This window comes from Cellulomonas sp. ATA003 (assembly GCF_031582905.1).
Lineage (GTDB): Bacteria > Actinomycetota > Actinomycetes > Actinomycetales > Cellulomonadaceae > Pengzhenrongella.
Genome location: NZ_CP133990.1, coordinates 672,967 through 688,924, shown reverse-complemented (window position 1 = coordinate 688,924; position 15,958 = coordinate 672,967). Strand labels below are relative to the sequence as shown.

The 15,958-nt window shown below is 74.3% G+C and carries 11 protein-coding genes and 1 pseudogene; 6 read left to right on the top strand and 6 right to left on the bottom strand.

Features of this window, described 5'->3' with window-relative positions; genetic code table 11:
- Positions 1–237 precede the first annotated feature (237 nt).
- Positions 238–1,116: a lysylphosphatidylglycerol synthase domain-containing protein gene (locus REH70_RS03485; protein WP_310752290.1), complete on the top strand. Its 879-nt coding sequence runs from the start codon at positions 238–240 to the stop codon at positions 1,114–1,116.
- Between the two features lie 6 nt (positions 1,117–1,122).
- Here the strand turns inward: REH70_RS03485 and REH70_RS03480 are convergent, their stop codons facing one another.
- Together REH70_RS03480 and REH70_RS03475 are read right to left on the bottom strand one after the other, a co-directional pair.
- Positions 1,123–2,556 (bottom strand): DUF4214 domain-containing protein, encoded by a 1,434-nt coding sequence (locus REH70_RS03480; RefSeq protein WP_310752288.1) that lies wholly within the window; start codon positions 2,554–2,556, stop codon positions 1,123–1,125.
- Positions 2,445–3,584, bottom strand: a complete 1,140-nt coding sequence (locus REH70_RS03475; protein WP_310752286.1) for a hypothetical protein — start codon at positions 3,582–3,584, stop codon at positions 2,445–2,447. The genes REH70_RS03480 and REH70_RS03475 overlap by 112 nt, the downstream gene beginning before the upstream one ends.
- Positions 3,585–3,724: 140 nt before the next feature.
- On the opposite strand from REH70_RS03475, the gene REH70_RS03470 reads away from it, so the two are divergent.
- Together REH70_RS03470 and REH70_RS03465 are read left to right on the top strand one after the other, a co-directional pair.
- Positions 3,725–4,825, top strand: coding sequence for a glycosyltransferase family 1 protein (locus REH70_RS03470; protein ID WP_310752284.1), 1,101 nt, complete (start codon positions 3,725–3,727; stop codon positions 4,823–4,825).
- Positions 4,826–4,903: 78 nt separating this feature from the next.
- Positions 4,904–5,974: a glycosyltransferase gene (locus tag REH70_RS03465; RefSeq protein ID WP_310752283.1), complete on the top strand. Its 1,071-nt coding sequence runs from the start codon at positions 4,904–4,906 to the stop codon at positions 5,972–5,974.
- On the opposite strand, the gene REH70_RS03460 is transcribed toward REH70_RS03465, so the two are convergent.
- The gene (locus tag REH70_RS03460) at positions 5,962–7,125 is read right to left on the bottom strand and encodes a glycosyltransferase family 2 protein (RefSeq protein ID WP_310752281.1); all 1,164 of its coding nucleotides are present in this window, start codon (positions 7,123–7,125) and stop codon (positions 5,962–5,964) included. The two genes, REH70_RS03465 and REH70_RS03460, sit on opposite strands and share 13 nt — an antisense overlap.
- Positions 7,126–7,199: 74 nt before the next feature.
- Positions 7,200–8,087 carry a hypothetical protein gene (locus REH70_RS03455; protein WP_310752280.1) on the bottom strand — a complete coding sequence of 296 codons (888 nt, stop codon included), beginning with the start codon at positions 8,085–8,087 and terminating at the stop codon, positions 7,200–7,202.
- Between the two features lie 808 nt (positions 8,088–8,895).
- Here REH70_RS03455 and REH70_RS20315 point away from each other — a divergent pair.
- A complete protein-coding gene (locus tag REH70_RS20315; RefSeq protein ID WP_396134720.1) occupies positions 8,896–10,065 on the top strand; it encodes a glycosyltransferase in 1,170 nt (389 codons plus the stop codon).
- A 1,638-nt stretch (positions 10,066–11,703) separates the two neighbouring features.
- Here the strand turns inward: REH70_RS20315 and REH70_RS20310 are convergent.
- A pseudogene (locus REH70_RS20310) lies at positions 11,704–13,332 on the bottom strand (GDP-mannose 4,6-dehydratase); the annotation flags it as partial.
- A gap of 4 nt (positions 13,333–13,336) precedes the next feature.
- Entirely contained in the window at positions 13,337–14,323 is a 987-nt protein-coding gene (locus REH70_RS03445; protein WP_310752276.1) for a GDP-mannose 4,6-dehydratase, read from the bottom strand.
- Between the two features lie 117 nt (positions 14,324–14,440).
- Here REH70_RS03445 and REH70_RS03440 point away from each other — a divergent pair, with 117 nt between their 5' ends.
- Positions 14,441–15,403 (top strand): FkbM family methyltransferase, encoded by a 963-nt coding sequence (locus REH70_RS03440; protein WP_310752274.1) that lies wholly within the window; start codon positions 14,441–14,443, stop codon positions 15,401–15,403.
- A complete protein-coding gene (locus REH70_RS03435) occupies positions 15,400–15,885 on the top strand; it encodes a hypothetical protein (protein WP_310752272.1) in 486 nt (161 codons plus the stop codon). The genes REH70_RS03440 and REH70_RS03435 overlap by 4 nt, the downstream gene beginning before the upstream one ends.
- The last annotated feature ends 73 nt before the right edge of the window (positions 15,886–15,958 follow it).

Below are 15,958 nucleotides of genomic sequence, written 5' to 3'. Positions count from 1 at the left end.
CAGCCACCTCCCCGTCCGCCCGGACGGAGCGCCGACGTGAACAGCACCTCGTGCGAGAGGGCCGACCACCGGGGCGGCCGCCTCGGTCGCGCTCGGTCCGGCACCGTCGTCGTCGCCGACCCTGCCACATGAGCGACGTCCCGCGTACCCGCCCGTCGGTGGGCACTCTGCTGCGAGTCGCCTTCGTGGTGGTCGCGCTGGCGCTCCTGGGCGTCGCCGTCTACCGCCAGCGGGAGGGTGAGCGCGGCGTTCACGTCGCTGGCGCCGACCACCCTCCTGCTGGCCCTGCTGTCGACGCTCGCGGCGCTGTGCCTCAACATGCTGTCGTGGCGCGCCGCCATGGCAGCCGTGGGTGGCGGCCTGCGCGTGCGTCCGGCCGCCCGGGCCTTCTTCCTGTCGCAGCTGGGCAAGTACGTGCCGGGCAGCGTGTGGCCCGTGGTGGCACAGATGGAGCTGACCCGGGACTCAGGGATCTCCCGGGCACGTAGCGCGACCGGCGCGCTCGTCGGCATGGCTGTCGGCGTGGTGACGAGCGGCGCCTTCGCGTGTGCGCTCCTCGTCCTGCCGGACGCCGAGGTCCGGCGCACGTACTGGTGGCTCCTCCTCGGCGTCCCGCTCGCGGCAACGGTCCTCGTGCCGTCCGTGCTCAGCCGGCTGCTCGCGGTGGTCGCACGTGCGGCACGAAGGGCGACGCCCGTGACGGACCTGCGCGGCCGGGACCTCGTCCGGTCCGCCGCATGGTCGTCCGGCATGTGGATGTGCTTCGGCTTCCAGGCGTGGCTCATCGCCAGGGACCTCGACGGGGCGGGGGCCGTCGGCTACTGGCTGGCGACCGGCGCCTTCGCGCTGGCCTGGGTCGTCGGGTTCGTCGTCGTGCTGGCGCCGGCCGGCCTCGGCGCTCGGGAGGCGGCCCTCGTGCTGGCCCTCAGCGGGACGCTCGACCCTGCCGACGCCTTGGCGCTGGCCATCATCAGCAGGGTCGTGACGACGCTCGGTGACGGGTTGGTCGCCGCCGGCGCACTGGTCTTCGCGCGTCGTGGGCCACGCCCCGACGACCTCGGCCCCGACGACCTGCCGGCGTCGGACGAGTCCCCGGCCCGGGACGTCGCGCCGTGACCGACGTCACCCTCGAGCGCCGTACTCCGCGCTCGCGATGATCCCGCCGACGATGGCCTCCACGCGCACCCCGCGCTGGATCTGGGTGACCCAGTGCGCGGCGCCCGTCCGGTCGATGCCACGCCCCAGCAGCTCGCGATAGTGCCCGTCGACCACCGTGGTCAGGTGCTCGGTCGACAGCAGGAACCCGCGGGCGACGGACTCGCGCCCGGCGCCGACCGCCAGCTCGCGCGTCCAGTGCCGCACCTCGGCGGGCGCGGGAGTACGGTCCAGGACGTGCTGGTAGAGCCGGGTCACCCACCGGGCGTCGTCGGAGCCGGACTGCGCGTAGTACTCGGCCGAGGCGACGAAGCCGGCCTCCATGCCCTGGATGTTCAGGCCTCGCCGCATCGCCCCGAGCCACGAGGCCAGACCGGCGCTCTCCGCGCTCCGCCCCAGGTAGGTCACGTACGCGTTCTGGATGAGTCGACCGCGGTACTCGTCGGAGGACGTGATGGCGTTGGCGACGGCGATCCTCGGGGTGCCCGCGCCGAGCGCCGAGGACCAGTCGAGCAGGCCGGCACGGTCGGGCGTGCGCCGGAACAGGTCCCCGTAGACGCGTGCGACGTACCGCTGCGTCGCGTCGGCGACCACGGTGAAGCGCACGGCGGCACCACGGGCACGGTTGCCGGCGGCGTCCACCGCGTCGACCGCGACGCTGTGCGGACCCACGGGCAGCGCGCCGAGGTCCGCGGACACGGCGCCCGCGCCGACCCGCCGCGTGACCTTGCCGTCGACGACGACGTCGTAGGCCGTGACGCCCACCGCGTCGGTGCTCGGCTGCCAGCGCACGACGGCGCCCCCGGTCACGACCGCCCGCTCCGCGGGGGACGTCACGACGGCGCGCGTGGGCGCCACGGTGTCGCCGCTGGGGGGCGGTGCGGTCGGTGAGGGGCTCGGCGAGGGGGTCGGTGAGGGCTTGGGCGACGGGGTGCCGGGGGTGCCCTCCGCCTCGCCCGAGGCGACCGTGACGCGCGCCGTGGTCCCCACCGACTCGACCGTGACCGTCAGCTGGGTGCCGGGGACGGTCCAGCTCCGCCCGGCCGGGAACGCCGGCGAGCTGAACGGCTGGTGCGTCGTGGGCGCCATGTCGAGCAGGTACGTCTGGGGCACACCGCGACTGTCGGGCGCGCGCAGATGGACCTGGACACCGGCCCACCCCGTCATGCGCACGTCCCGGCCGACCGCCGGGCGGAAGTCCACGTACAGCTGCCCACCCGCGATCCCGGGTGCGGGCAGCACGACCGCACGACGGGCACCCACGCTCGCGAGCGGCGCGAGGTCGACGGTCACCGGCTCGGTGACGGACGTGGCGGTGATCCGGTGCGCCGTGAGCATCCCGATGACGTCGGCACCGGCGCTGGTGAGGTTGCCGGTCGGCAGGGAGGTGCCGAAGCCCATGACGTCGGCGCGGTCCTGGTACTCCCCGGCGTGCAGCGCGAGAAGACCGGCGGGTAGCTCCCGGTGTACTCCCCGGCGAGGCTCGCCCGCGCGGCGCTCGGGCCGCAGGTCAGGGTGTTCGCGTGACCGAGACCGAGGTTGTGCCCGAGCTCGTGCGCGACGACGTCCTCCGTCGCGCTGCCGTTGAGCCAGATCTGACCCCCGCCGACCGTCGCGAGCCCGTCCCAGCCGCGGCAGTCCCGGTACGGGAAGTAGACGAGGACGTGCTGCGTCGCGGAGACCGGCGGGTTGCCGTGAGCCGCCATCGCGTTGTTCCAGATGGCGTCGGGCTCGCAGGTCGCGGGCTCGTCGTACCTCGCCCACTCCCGCACGCTCGTGCCGAACGTGATCCGGCCGCCGGTCTGGTCCGACCAGTACCGGGCCACACCCTCCACACGGGCCGTGAGGGTCTGCCTCGTCTGCCCGTCCGGCCTGCTGCCGTAGACGGGGAGCACGGTGAGCGTGTGTCGCCCGGTGACGACCGCGTCGCGGACCGCCGTCGTGCCCGCCTCGTGGACGGGCGCCACCCGGACGAGCTCGGCGGTGCCGTCGGGGGCCCGGGTGTCGGTCCCGGTCGCCTCGGCGACCGCGGCCAGCGCATCGGCCGGCGTCCGGCCACGGTCGGCCTCGAGGGTGAGGACGACGTCGCTGCCGGTGGCCACGTCGGCCACCGCCGGGTGCCCGGTCAGGTCGTGGAGCACGCCGTCGGCCTCGACCAGCGTCCGGACCTCGGCCGCGGGCCCGTCGCCGGTGACCTCGGGCAGCACGACGCGGACCGTCCCGGTGACCGTGAGCGTCGAGTCAGGCGCCGCGGCTGCCGCCGCGCCCGCCCCGAGCCCGACGACGAGGGCGCCGACCAGACCACCGGCCAGCACGGAGGTCACCACCGAGGGCGCGGTGCGCTGCCGGGCGGGACCGCCACCCGGAGGGGCGGCTGCGGGACGGCGCAGGACGTCGACCCGCGGCGGACGGGCGGCGGAGGGGCGCATGGTGCTCCAGGAGGGTCGACGGGACGGACGGGTCCGCGGGACCCATCGACCGCCGCGGGGCCGAGCTGAGCAGAAGGCCTAGGCTCGTCGGGTGGCACTCCCCCGCCGGACCTCGCCGTGACGCTGACCGTCGAGCAGCTGTGGCAGCCGGTCCCGGGGGCTCGGGCACGTACGTCGCCGAGCTCGCGCGCGCCCTCGCCGCACGACCCGGGACGTCGGTCGACGGGCTCGCGGCACGCCGGACCGGTGAGCCGTCCCACGCGCTGCCCCCGACGATGCCGGTCCACCACTCGCCGCTGCCGCGGCCGCTCCTGTACGAGGCATGGTCCCGCGCGCGCGGCCGGGCCGGCGCGCTCCTCCTGCCGCGGCCCTCCCGCTCCGCCGGGGACCGCGTCGCCCGGGTGCTGCACGCCACCACCTGGGCGATCCCGCCGCGCACGGGTCCGCTCGTGGTGACCGTCCACGACCTCGCGTTCCTGCGCGACCCGGGGCACTTCACCGCGCGCGGGAACGTGTTCTTCCGTCGTGCGCTGGACCTCGTGCGGCGCGAGGCGGACGCCGTCGTCGTGCCGTCCGCGACCACCGCGTCGGACTGCGTCGCCGAGGGGCTCGAGCCGGGCCGGGTGCACGTGGTGCACCACGGTGTGCGCGCCCTGCCGGTGAGCGACGCGGAGGTGGACGGCTTCCGCCGTGGCCACGGCCTGACGCGGCCGTACGTGCTGTGGTGCGGCACCTTCGAGCCGCGCAAGAACGCGGCGACGCTGCTCGCCGCGTTCCGTGGGCTGCTGCGCGACGACCCGGGCCTGGACCTCGTCCTGGTCGGTCCGGCCGGCTGGGGCGGCACCGCCGCCGACGTCGCCCGGCTCGCCGCCGCGCTGCCCGAGGGCCGCGTGCACACGCTCGGCCGGCTCGCCGAGGTGGACCTGCACCGCGCCTACGCGGGTGCGCGGGTGTTCGCGTTCCCGTCGCTGTGGGAGGGGTTCGGGATGCCGGCGCTCGAGGCGATGGCACACGGCGTGCCGGTCGTCACGTCCGCGGGGACGTCGATGGCCGAGATCGCCGGCGCGGGCGCGCTGCTCGTGGACCCGCTCGACGCCGATGCGCTGGCCGGTGCGATCGGCGAGGCGGCCGGGCCGCAGCACGCCGAGCTGGCCACGGGCGCCCGGGCCAACGCCGCGCGGTACACCTGGGCGGCGAGCGCCGAGGGGCACGTCGCGGCCTACCGGGCCGCGCTGGGCTGAGCGGCTCGATCGGTCAGGCAGGAGCCCTTCGACGGGCGGCGCGGGCGGCGCGGCGGGTCGCGATACTGTCGCGGCACCATGGGGGATCGCCTGAGGACGGAGAGCGCACGGCCGACGGCCCGCGCCGTCGTCGTGACGTGGAACGGGGCACACCTGCTCCCCGCGTGCCTCGACTCGCTCCTGGGGCAGACGGTCGCCGACCGGCTCGAGGTCGTCGTGGTCGACAACGCCTCGCAGGACGGCACCCCGGAGCTGCTGCGCAGCCGGTACCCCGGTGTGCGTCTCGTGACCAATCCCGTGAACCTCGGGTTCGCGGGCGGCGTCGTGGCCGGCACCCGCGACGTGACCGCGGACGCCGTGCTGCTCCTGAACAACGACGCGACGCTCGACCCGGACGGGCTGGAGCGACTCCTGGCGACGCTCGACGCTCCGGGGAACGAGCGCGTGGGCGCGGTGACGGCGAAGATCCTGCTCGACGGCTGGTACCGGGAGCGCCCCGCCCGCGGCACCGTCCCCGCCGGGGCGTTCCGCCGTGGCGACGTGGACCTCGTGCCCGCCGACCCGGACGAGCCGGGTGCCGTCCGGGTCGTCAACTCGACCGGCAACGTGGTGACCCGTGCCGGCGCGGGGGTGGACCGCGACTGGCTCGCGGTCGACGGCACCGAGTCGACCGACGCGGACGTCTTGGGCTTCTGCGGCGGCGCCGCCCTGCTCCGCACGTCGGCCCTCGCGCAGGTCGGCGGCTTCGACCCCGACCTGTTCCTGTACTACGAGGACACCGACGTCTCCTGGCGGATGCGGGCGGCCGGCTGGACCGTCCGGTACGAGGCCGGCGCGGTCGCGCGCCACCGCCACGCCGCCAGCTCGGACGCGGCCAGCCCGCTGTTCCGGTACTACAACACCCGCAACTCCCTCGTGGTCGCCGGGCGGCACGCCTCGCTCGCTGTCGTCGCGACCTCCGCCGCCCGCCAGGTGGCCGGGACGGCGCTCGCGTGGCTGCGCCGCAGCGAGCCACGGCCCGTGCGGGTCGCGCGCGTGCGCGCCCTGCTGCACGTCGCACGGCGCAGCCCGCGCACGCTGGCCGAGCGCCGGGCGATGTGGCGGTCGGCCGCCGTGGGGCGCGCCGAGGTCGCGCGCTACCTGGTCTGACGCGCCCCCGGCGCGCGGGTGAGGTCCTCGGCGACGTCGTCCGCCCGACCGACCACGCGGCGGCCGTCCGTGGGGCTGGAGTCCGCGCGGCTCGAGGCGGGACCGGGCACCGCGGACCGCGGGAGCGTCCGGTCCAGGTCGAACCCGTCGGGCAGCACGCGCCCCGACGCACCGCCGTCGACCACCACGCGGGCGTGGACCGCGGGCTCTCGCCGGTACTGCATCTCCTTGACCCGCTCGAGCTGGTCCTCCAGCAGCACGCGGTTGGTGCGCTGCAGGTCCGACAGGACGCCGAGCGCGATCGACAGGAGGGCCGCGACGGCCATGATCGCGCCGTAGATGAGCGACTGGACGTTGCCGGAGGTGTCCCCGCCCGTGACCCACAGCAGCAGGAAGCGCACGAGCGGGATCGCGGCCAGCACGCCGAACAGCAGCGTGAGGCTCGCGAAGATGACGTACGGCTTGAACATGAGGAAGCTGCGGACGATGGCGGAGCCCGACTTCGCCATGTGGTGGAAGATGTTCTTGAACAGCCGGGAATCCCGGGTCTTGGGGTTCGTGACCACGGGCACGCTGGCGATCTGCAGGCGCATGTTGCCGGCCTGGATGATCGTCTCCATGGTGTAGCTGAACTGCGTGACGAGGTTCAGACGCAGCAGCGACGCCCGGGAGTAGGCGCGGAACCCGCTCGCCGCGTCCGGCAGCTCGGTGCTGGCCGCGCGGTTGACGATGTGGCTGCCGAACCGCTGCATGAGCTTCTTGAACGCCGAGAAGTGCTCGATCGTGTGGGTCTGACGGTCGGCGATGACGATGTCCGCCTCACCGAGCAGGATGGGGCGCACCAGGTCGCCGATGCGGTCCTGCGGGTACTGGTTGTCCCCGTCGGTGTTGACCACGACGTCGGCCCCGTGCGCGAGCGCGTAGTCGATGCCGTCCCGGAACGACCGTGCCAGCCCCATGTTCCGGGTGTGGTGGACGAAGTGCGTGACGCCGTGCGCGCGGGCCACCTCGAGCGTGCGGTCGGTGGAGCCGTCGTCGATGACGAGCACCTCGATCTCGTCCACCCCGGGGATCTGCGTCGGGATGGACTCGAGCACCGAGGCCAGGGTCTCCTCCTCGTTGAGGCAGGGGACCTGGATGAAGACCTTCATGCACACTCTTTACTGCCGGGGGCGAGGCAGCGTCGGTATGACGCGATGCCACCGCGAAGCATCGGGGATCCACCTCATGCTAGCGGAGCCCGCTCCCGCCCCTCCGAGCCGTCGCCGCCGCGCAGAGCGCCGTGCGCACGGGTGCCCGGGCGCACCGCACCGGCGCGCCGGTGCCGTGCTGAGGCGAGCCGGTGGGGACCGATGAGTAGAGTCCACCGGTCCGAGCCCGCCGCTGGGTGTGCCGATCGTTCCCCGGGGAGACCATGCGCATCGCTGTGGTGGCGCCGCACGGGTCGACGGCCGCGGCGCGTTCGTCGGTCCGCGCCGCCCTGCGCCACGTGCCGGACCACCGCGCCGTCGTCGTCCTCGCGGCGTGCCCCGGCTACCGGCCGGTCGACGACGAGGAGGTGCGGGCCCTCGGTGACCTCCAGCTCACCACGCGTGATCTCCACCGGGCCGCGATCACGCTCGACCCGGAGGCCTTCCACCAGCTCCTCCTCGCGTCGCTCGTCGCGTCGCTGCTCGACGACGGCGAGCCGGTCGTCGCCGTACGAGCCGGTGTCGAGCTCCAGGCCACGCCCACCGACCTGGCACGGCGTGCCACCGACGCAGGGCTGTGCCTGGTGGCCCGCACCCGGGCGACGGTCGTGGCGGACGACCGCCGACCCGGCCTCGCCGATCTCGTCGCCGGGGGCGGTCACACCCCGCACCTGCTCGCCTTCGGCCCGGACGGGGCACCCGCTGTCGAGGCGTACGTCGAGGCCCTCGGCGACTGGCGCTCGGACGCCGCCGTGCTCGACGTCGTCGCGAGCCAGGTGCCGCACGACACGGTGCGCGCCCCGGCCGCCCTCCTCTCGGCCTGGAGCGCCCCCGACGTCCGGATCGAGGACGGCGCCGACGGCGGCCTCCTCGTGGACGGCGAGGAGGTGATCGCCGTCGACCTCTGCGACCTGGACCCGCACCGGCCGTGGGTCCTCGCGGCGTCGCTCGACCGGCCGCGCCTCCTGCTCAGCGAGCACCCCGTGCTCGCGCGCGTGCGCGGACGCCGCTGCAGAGCGCGCCGCGGACGGCGACCCGTGCCGCGACGGTGGGCACGACGCCGCCGCCCTCACGGCGCTCAGCACCGGCACGCCGGTCCACCCGCAGCTGCGGACCCTCCTGCGGGCCGAGCCGGCGCCGCCCGGGTCCGGGGACGCCAGGCCCATCGGCCCCGACCCGTTCGACCCGGCCGCCGCCCAGGCACTGCGGGCCTGGCTCGTCGAGCCGCTGCCGGTGGCCCACACGGCGCCCGTCGCGCGCTACCTGGCCTCGATCTGGTCGTCCCGGCCCGACCTGCAGGCCGCGTTCCCCCTCGTCCCGGGCCCGCACTCCCTGGACCTCGCCGCATGGGCCGAGGCGTACGGCCGCCATGAGCCAGGCCACGACGCCGCCCTGCTGGACGCCGCGGTGGCGGCGACCCGGGGCGCCACGACCGCGGTCCGCGTCGACCCTGCCAAGCCCCCGACCCCCGGGGTCAACGTCGTGGGTTACCTCACCGGGGAGCTCGGCGTCGGCGAGTCGGCCCGCCTCGTCCGGTCGGCTCTCGAGACCACCGGTGCCTCCGTGACGACGGTGCCGGTGTCCCTGCAGCTCCAGAGCCGCCAGCAGGCGGCCTTCGTGCCGAGCGCGTCGACCGACCTCCACGACGTCACCCTGCTGTGCGTCAACGCCGATCAGACGCCCCGGGTCGCCGGCGCGCTGCCGCACCTGTCCACGACCCACCGGATCGGCATGTGGTACTGGGAGGTGGAGGCGTTCCCGTCGGAGCAGCACGTCGGGTTCGCGCACGTCGACGAGGTCTGGGTGGCGACCGACTTCGTGCGGGACGCCGTCGCGCCGCACTCGCCCGTGCCGGTCCTCACCATGCCGCCACCCCTCCCGCAGGTCCGTCCCCGCGGACGCTCGGGCGACGCCACCCCCGGCACCACCGGACCGGACGGGCGTGGTCCCGCCCTGGCCCGTGTCCCCACGGACCGCCCCGTCGTCCTCTTCGCGTTCGACCACCTCAGCACGACCGAGCGGAAGAACCCGGCAGGCGTCGTCACCGCGTTCCGTCGCGCCTTCGCCCCCGGTGAGGGGCCCGTGCTGGTGCTCAAGTCGATCAACGCCGACCGTGCGGTCGCCGACGCGGAACGGCTCCGGCTGCTCGTGCGGGACGAGCCCGACGTCGTGCTCCTCGAGGAGTACCTCAGCGCGCAGGACCGCGACGGCCTCATGGCCGCGTGCACGGTGTACGTCTCGCTGCACCGGGCGGAGGGCCTCGGGCTGACGCTCGCCGAGGCGATGGCCGCCGGCAAGCCCGTCGTCGCCACCGGCTACAGCGGCAACCTTCAGTTCATGACCGAGGACAACAGCTACCTCGTCCCGTGGACCCCGACGCCGATCCCGCCCGGCCACCCGCCGTACCCCGCCGGGTCGACGTGGGCCGACCCCGACCTCGACGCCGCCGCCGCGCTCCTGCGCCGGGTGGTGGATGCCCCCGACGCGGCAGCCGCGGTCGGCCGTCGGGCCGCCGAGGACATCCGGGCACTGCACTCCCCGCGGTCGCCGGCGCACGGATGGCCGCGCGCATCGAGCAGATCCGCGCGGAGCGTGCCGCAGCGACGCCGGCAGCGAGCTCGGCGAGGTCGCGCCTGCAGGCCCGGCTACGCCCCCGCAGCCACTGACGGACGCGCCGAGTGCCGCGTCAGCCGATGCCGAGCACGCGACGGGCCCGGCCGGTGGCCCGCCGGGCGACCTCGCCGACGCCGCCCGCCTGCAGGTAGCGCAGCGCCAGGGCCGCGTCGCTGCGCAGCGAGGTGCGCCGCTCGAACGGGTGCGCCGTCGTCCCCGGGTCGCCGAGCACGTACTGGAGGTCGGCGGCGCGCCGCGGGAACCGGCAGAACTCGACCAGCGGGGTGAGCACACGCGGCCAGGTGTAGCCCGCGGCGAACGCGCGGACGTTCTCGCGCGCCACAGCTGCCGCCGCGTCGTCGTACAGCATCTCCTCGAGCGCCCGCTCCAGGGCGTCGACGTCCTCGGCCGGGACGGTGCGCCCGAGCCCGTGCTCGGCGATGAGCGTCCCGAACGTGTCACCCCGGTAGCCACGATCGGCAGCGACGTCCACAGGTAGTCCAGGATCCGGGTGCGGAAGCTGTACGCGGTCTCGATGTGGTGGAAGTGCGTCGAGACGCCGACGTCGGCGTCCATGAGGTAGTCGGCCCGCTCGGCGTAGGGCACCCAGCCCTCGTTGAAGAAGACGTGGCTGCCGACCAGCCCGAGCCGCTGGGCCAGCTGCTGGGTCTCCCAGGCGATCCGCATGTCCGGCACCCCCGGGTTCGGGTGCTTGAGCCCGAGGAAGTACAGCCGCACGTCCGGGTGCCGGTGCCGCAGGCGGTCCACCGCGTGGATGAGGCTGAGCGGGTCGAACCAGTTGTAGATCCCGCCACCCCACAGGATGACCTTGTCGTCCGGGCCGATCCCGGGGACCGCGCCCTTGATCGCGTGGCGTGCCTGGACCGGCGCGGTGTCCGGGATGCCGAAGGGGACGACGGCGATGAGCGCGTCGAGGCTCTCGTCCTCGTCGTACACGGCGGCGTTCACGCGCCCCTGACCGGCGAGCTGCCCCAGCCAGAAGTCGCGCTGCTTGTCCGAGGCGCACAGCAGGAAGTCGGCGCGGCGCAGCTGGTCGTTGAGCACCCGGGTCGTCTCCTTGACCGCGAGCGCCCGGCCGCCGGGGCCGAGGTCCCGGGCCTGCTCCAGCTGCTCGAGGTGCATCGGGTCGTAGACGTCGGCGACCAGGATCTTCGCGCTGTCGACGAGCCACGGAGCCCCCTCGAGGAGGAAGCCCTGGAAGATGATGACGTCGGCCCAGTCCGTCGCGGCACGCAACGCGTGGCCGGACGCGTGGAGGACCTCGAACCCGCGGCCCGCGACCTGCGCGCCGGCCGTCGACAGCAGGCGCACGTCGTGCTCGCCGGACAGCGCCGTCGCGATCTCCCAGGCGCGGATCGCCGGCCCGGCCATCCGCTCGAGCAGGGGCTCACCGGTCACGACGAGCACCCGCTGCCGCGAGACGAAGTGCTCGGCGATTCCGAAGGCCTCCACGAGCACGGCGTGGGCCTCGAGGTAGCTGTCCACCGCGTACGCGGGCTCGATGGCGTGCCGGAAGAGCGGGAACAGCTCCCGGTCGCTGCGGCGACGGCGGCCCTGCAGCTCACGCCGGGTCTGCAGGAGCGTGGGCATCTGCTCCACGAGGTAGTCGATCGCGTACGGACCGGTGAGCGCCATCTTGTCGATCTCGAGCGTGCCGACGTCGTCGCCGCCCGGCGAGCGCTGGAGGTCCAGCGCGGTGGCGTCCGTCCCCGTGCGTGCGAGGGACCGGCGCACGGCGAGCGCGAGTGCGGCCGGCAGCGCCTTGGCGAGGGACTCGTCGTCGAGGTTCTTGTACATCGACATCAGCGCGTTGCGCTCGAGCAGGTAGCTCTCGCGGAAGTTGCCGAACTTCTTCATCGTCACGTGGTGCTTGTGGAACGCGACGGAGCGCGGCTCGTACCGGACCCGCCAGCCGAGCAGGTTCAGCCGCCACCCGAGGTCGACGTCCTCGTAGAACATGAAGAAGCGCTCGTCGAAGCCGCCGACCTCCCGGTAGACGTCGGTCCGCATGAACATCGCGGCGCCCGTGCCGAACAGGACGTCCTTGGGCTCGTCGTACTCCGGGGAGTCGGGCTTCTCCACCTCGCGCTTGTAGCCCATGCCGAACCAGGTGAGGGACCCGTCGACGTAGTCGACGAGCTCACCGTCCCAGTCCAGGACCTTGCTCGCGACCGCCCCGATGGTGCGGTCGGCACGCAACGTGTCCACGGCGGCGCGCACCCAGCCGGCGTCCGGGCGGGCGTCGTTGTTGAGGAACCCGACGAACTCCCCGGTGGCGTGCGCCACGCCGAGGTTGCAGCCCCCGCGAAGCCGGTGTTCGCGCCGGCGTCCACCACGACGGCGTGCGGGACGGCGGCCCGGATGCGCTCGGCGCTGCCGTCGCCCGAGTCGTTGTCGACGACGACGAGCTCGAGCTGGTCGGCGGGCCAGTCGACGTCGGCGAACGCCCGCAGGCACGTGATGGTGTCCTCCGCGCCGCGATAGTTCACCAGGACGACCGAGACGACGCCCGCGCGGACGACCGGCTCGCGGGCGGCGTCCTGCTCGCCGGGACCCGTGGTGCTCATGCTGTCTCCCCTGGAGCTCGATGTCGTGGTCGACCATGCGGTGGACGAGCCCGGTGAAGTCCACCGTGGGCTCCCAGCCGAGCACCGCCCGGGCCTTGCCGGCGTCACCGGCCTGCTGGGCCGCGTCCGCCGGCCGGACGAAGGCGGGGTCGGTCTCGACGTGCTCGCGCCACCGGTCGACGCCGGCCCGCCGGAACGCGGTCTCGACGAAGTCGGCGACGGAGTGCGGCGTGCCGGTCGCCACGACGAAGTCGTCGGGCTCGCCGTGCCGGGCCGCCCGCACCATCGCGTCGACGTAGTCCGGGGCCCAGCCCCAGTCCCGCCGGGCGTCGAGGTTGCCGAGCGTGAGTGTGCCGCCGTCCCGCGCGATGCGGGCAGCGGCGGCGGTGATCTTGCGCGTGACGAACGTCGTCGGCCGCCGCGGGGACTCGTGGTTGAACAGGATGCAGCTCGCCACGTGCAGCCCGCGCCCGCGGTAGACCCGCGCCATGTGGTGGGCGTACGCCTTGGCGGCGCCGTACGGCGACACCGGCCGCACCGGGGTCGACTCGTCCTGCGGGGAGACCGCCGGGTCGCCGAAGATCTCCGCCGACGACGCCTGCACGCACCGGACCGGGCTGCCGGTGACCCGCTGGACCTCGAGCGCGGCGGCGAAGAGCACCGCCGCGGCGACGCCGCTGAGCTCGGCGGTGCGCACCGGCTCCTGCCAGGAGAGCGCCACCGAGGAGATGCCGCCGAGGTTGTACAGCTCGTCGGGTGCGACCTCGTGGACCAGTCGCGTCAGCCCGTCGTGGTCGGCGAGGTCGCCCGGGTGCAGCCGGACCTCGGGGTGCGCCGCGGCGAACCGGGCAGTCGCACCGTCCCGGCTCTGCACCAGGCCGTGCACCTCGGCACCCTCCGCGGCGAGCCGCTCGACCAGGTAGCCGCCGTCCTGCCCGGTGACCCCCGTGACGAGAACGCGTCGCACGCGCCTACCGTCCCGACAGCGCGCGCTGCTCGCGCAGGTCGTTCTCGACCATCATCGCGACCAGCTCGCCGAAGTCCACCTTGGGCTCCCAGCCGAGCACGGAGCGGGCCTTCGCGGGGTCCCCGATGAGCAGGTCGACCTCGGCCGGCCGCATGAACCGCTCGTCCTGCCGGACGTACGGCGCCCAGTCGTCGATGTCGACGGCCCGGAACGCGAGGTCGAGAAGCTCGCCGATGGAGTGGGTCTCGCCCGTCGCCACGACGTAGTCGTCCGCGGTGTCCTGCTGGAGCATCCGCCACATCGCGTCGACGTAGTCCCCGGCGAAGCCCCAGTCCCGCTTGGCGTCCAGGTTGCCCATGACGATCTCGTCCTGCAGGCCGAGCTTGATGCGGGCGACGGCCTGGCTGACCTTGCGGGTCACGAACTCCGGGCCACGGCGCGGCGACTCGTGGTTGAACAGGATCCCCGAGGACGCGTGCATCCCGTAGGACTCGCGGTAGTTGATCGTCATGTAGTGGCCGAACACCTTCGCGACGCCGTACGGCGAGCGGGGCCACAGCAGCGTGGACTCGCGCTGCGGGACCTCCTGCACCTTGCCGAACATCTCCGAGCTGGACGCCTGGTAGAAGCGGACGCGGGTGGGGTCGTCGTGCGAGTACAGGCGGACGGCCTCGAGCATGTTGAGCACGCCCTTGCCGGTGACGTCCGTGGTGAGCATGGCGTTCTCCCACGAGTACGCCACGAACGAGATCGCCCCGAGGTTGTAGACCTCGTCCGGCTTCGACGACTCCAGCGCGCGCAGCAGGCTCGACAGGTCGGTGAGGTCACCGGTGAGGAGCTTCACGTCGGGCACGGTCTCGCGCACCAGGTCGAGCTTGGGGTTGTTCTGGCCCCGGATGAGTCCGTACACCTCGTAGCCCTTGGAGAGCAGCAGCTCCGACAGGTAGAGGCCGTCCTGGCCGGTGATCCCGGTGATGAGTGCGCGCGGCATGGTCCCTCGAAGCTCGGTGGTCGGTAACCGGGACAGCGTAGCCGCGGCGTCCGGGACGGTACGGGCGTGCGGCACGGTACGGAGCGTCGCTGCGGTGAGCCGCCCTATGCTTCCGAGGTGCCTTCCGACGCCCCGTTCATCTCCTATGCCCAGAACCGCGAGGACGTCGTGCTGTGGCGGGCCCTCGGGCACGTGCCGCGCGGCCGGTACGTCGAGGTGGGCGCGAACGACCCGACGACGGACTCGATCACGCGCGCGTTCTACGACCGCGGGTGGACGGGCATCACCGTCGAGCCGGTCCAGGAGTTCGCCGACGCGCACCGCGCGCAGCGGCCGGCCGACACGCTCATCCAGGCGGTGGTGACCGACGAGGAGTCCGACCACGTGGTGCTCCACGAGGTGCCCGGGACGGGGCTCTCGTCGATCGTCGACTCCGTCGGGTCGTCCTACCGCGACCGCGGCGAGGAGGTCGTCGACCACGCGGTCCCGGCCACGCGCCTGTCCCAGGTGCTGGCCGACCACGGCGGGACCGACCAGACCGTCCACTTCCTCGTCGTCGACACCGAGGGCGCGGAGCCCCAGGTGCTGGCGAGCCTCGACCTGCGGCAGTCCCGCCCGTGGGTGCTGGTCATCGAGTCGACGGCGCCGAACTCCTCGGTGCAGACCCACGAGGTCTGGGAGCCCGACGTCCTGGCGGCCGGGTACCGCTTCTGCCTGTTCGACGGCCTGTCGCGCTTCTACGTCGCGGAGGAGCACGCCGAGGCGCTCGCCCCCGCGCTCAGCTACCCGGCCTGCGTGTTGGACCGCCACGTCGCCGCCTCCGTCCACGACCTGCTGCAGGAGCGGCAGACGCTCCTGCAGCAGATCGTCCACTGGCGCACGACGGCGATCACCGCCTGGGGCGAGACGGCCGCCAAGGCCCTCGCGACGCGGGCCCCGGTCGTCGTGGAGGACCGCGAGGGCGAGCGCCGGGCGCTCGCCGAGCTCGACGCCATGCGCCGCACCGTGTCCTGGCGGCTCACCGGACCGCTGCGGCTGGTGCGTCGCGTGGCGGGCGCCGCTGCCCGGGCCGCTCGATGACGGTGGCACCGGACGGCGCGACGCTGCTCGCGGCGCTCGACCAGCGGGTGGGGGCCGCCGCGGCCGCCGCCCTCCCGGACCCGGAGGTCGCTGCGGCCGCAGGCGGTCACCCGGCCGGCGAGCGACCGCCTGGCACCCTCGCCGCCCTGCTCCTGCCCGGGCTCGTCGCGCTGGCCCGCGAGCCGGGACGGTCCGACGTCCGCTGGCTGCTGCTCGTCGCCACGACCGGCGCCTTCCCGACGCTGGACGGCCTGCGCGCCTTCTCCCGCCTCCTGGAGCTCGTCCCCGCGCACGAGGTGCAGTCGACGATCCTGCGGTGGGTGCTGGACCACCTCGACCACGGCCGGGTGGACCTGGAGATGACGGTGGTCCAGTCCGGCGTCGTCGTCGACGTCGACCACTGCGCGCGCTTCGACACCCATACCGGCATCCACCGGGTGGTCCGCGAGACCATCCCCGCTGGCAGCGGTCGGGGCCGGTGACGACGGCGGCGTGGATCGACGAGTACACCGCGCTGCGCGCTCTGGCCCCTCGCGAGCAGGCCCGGGTCACCGC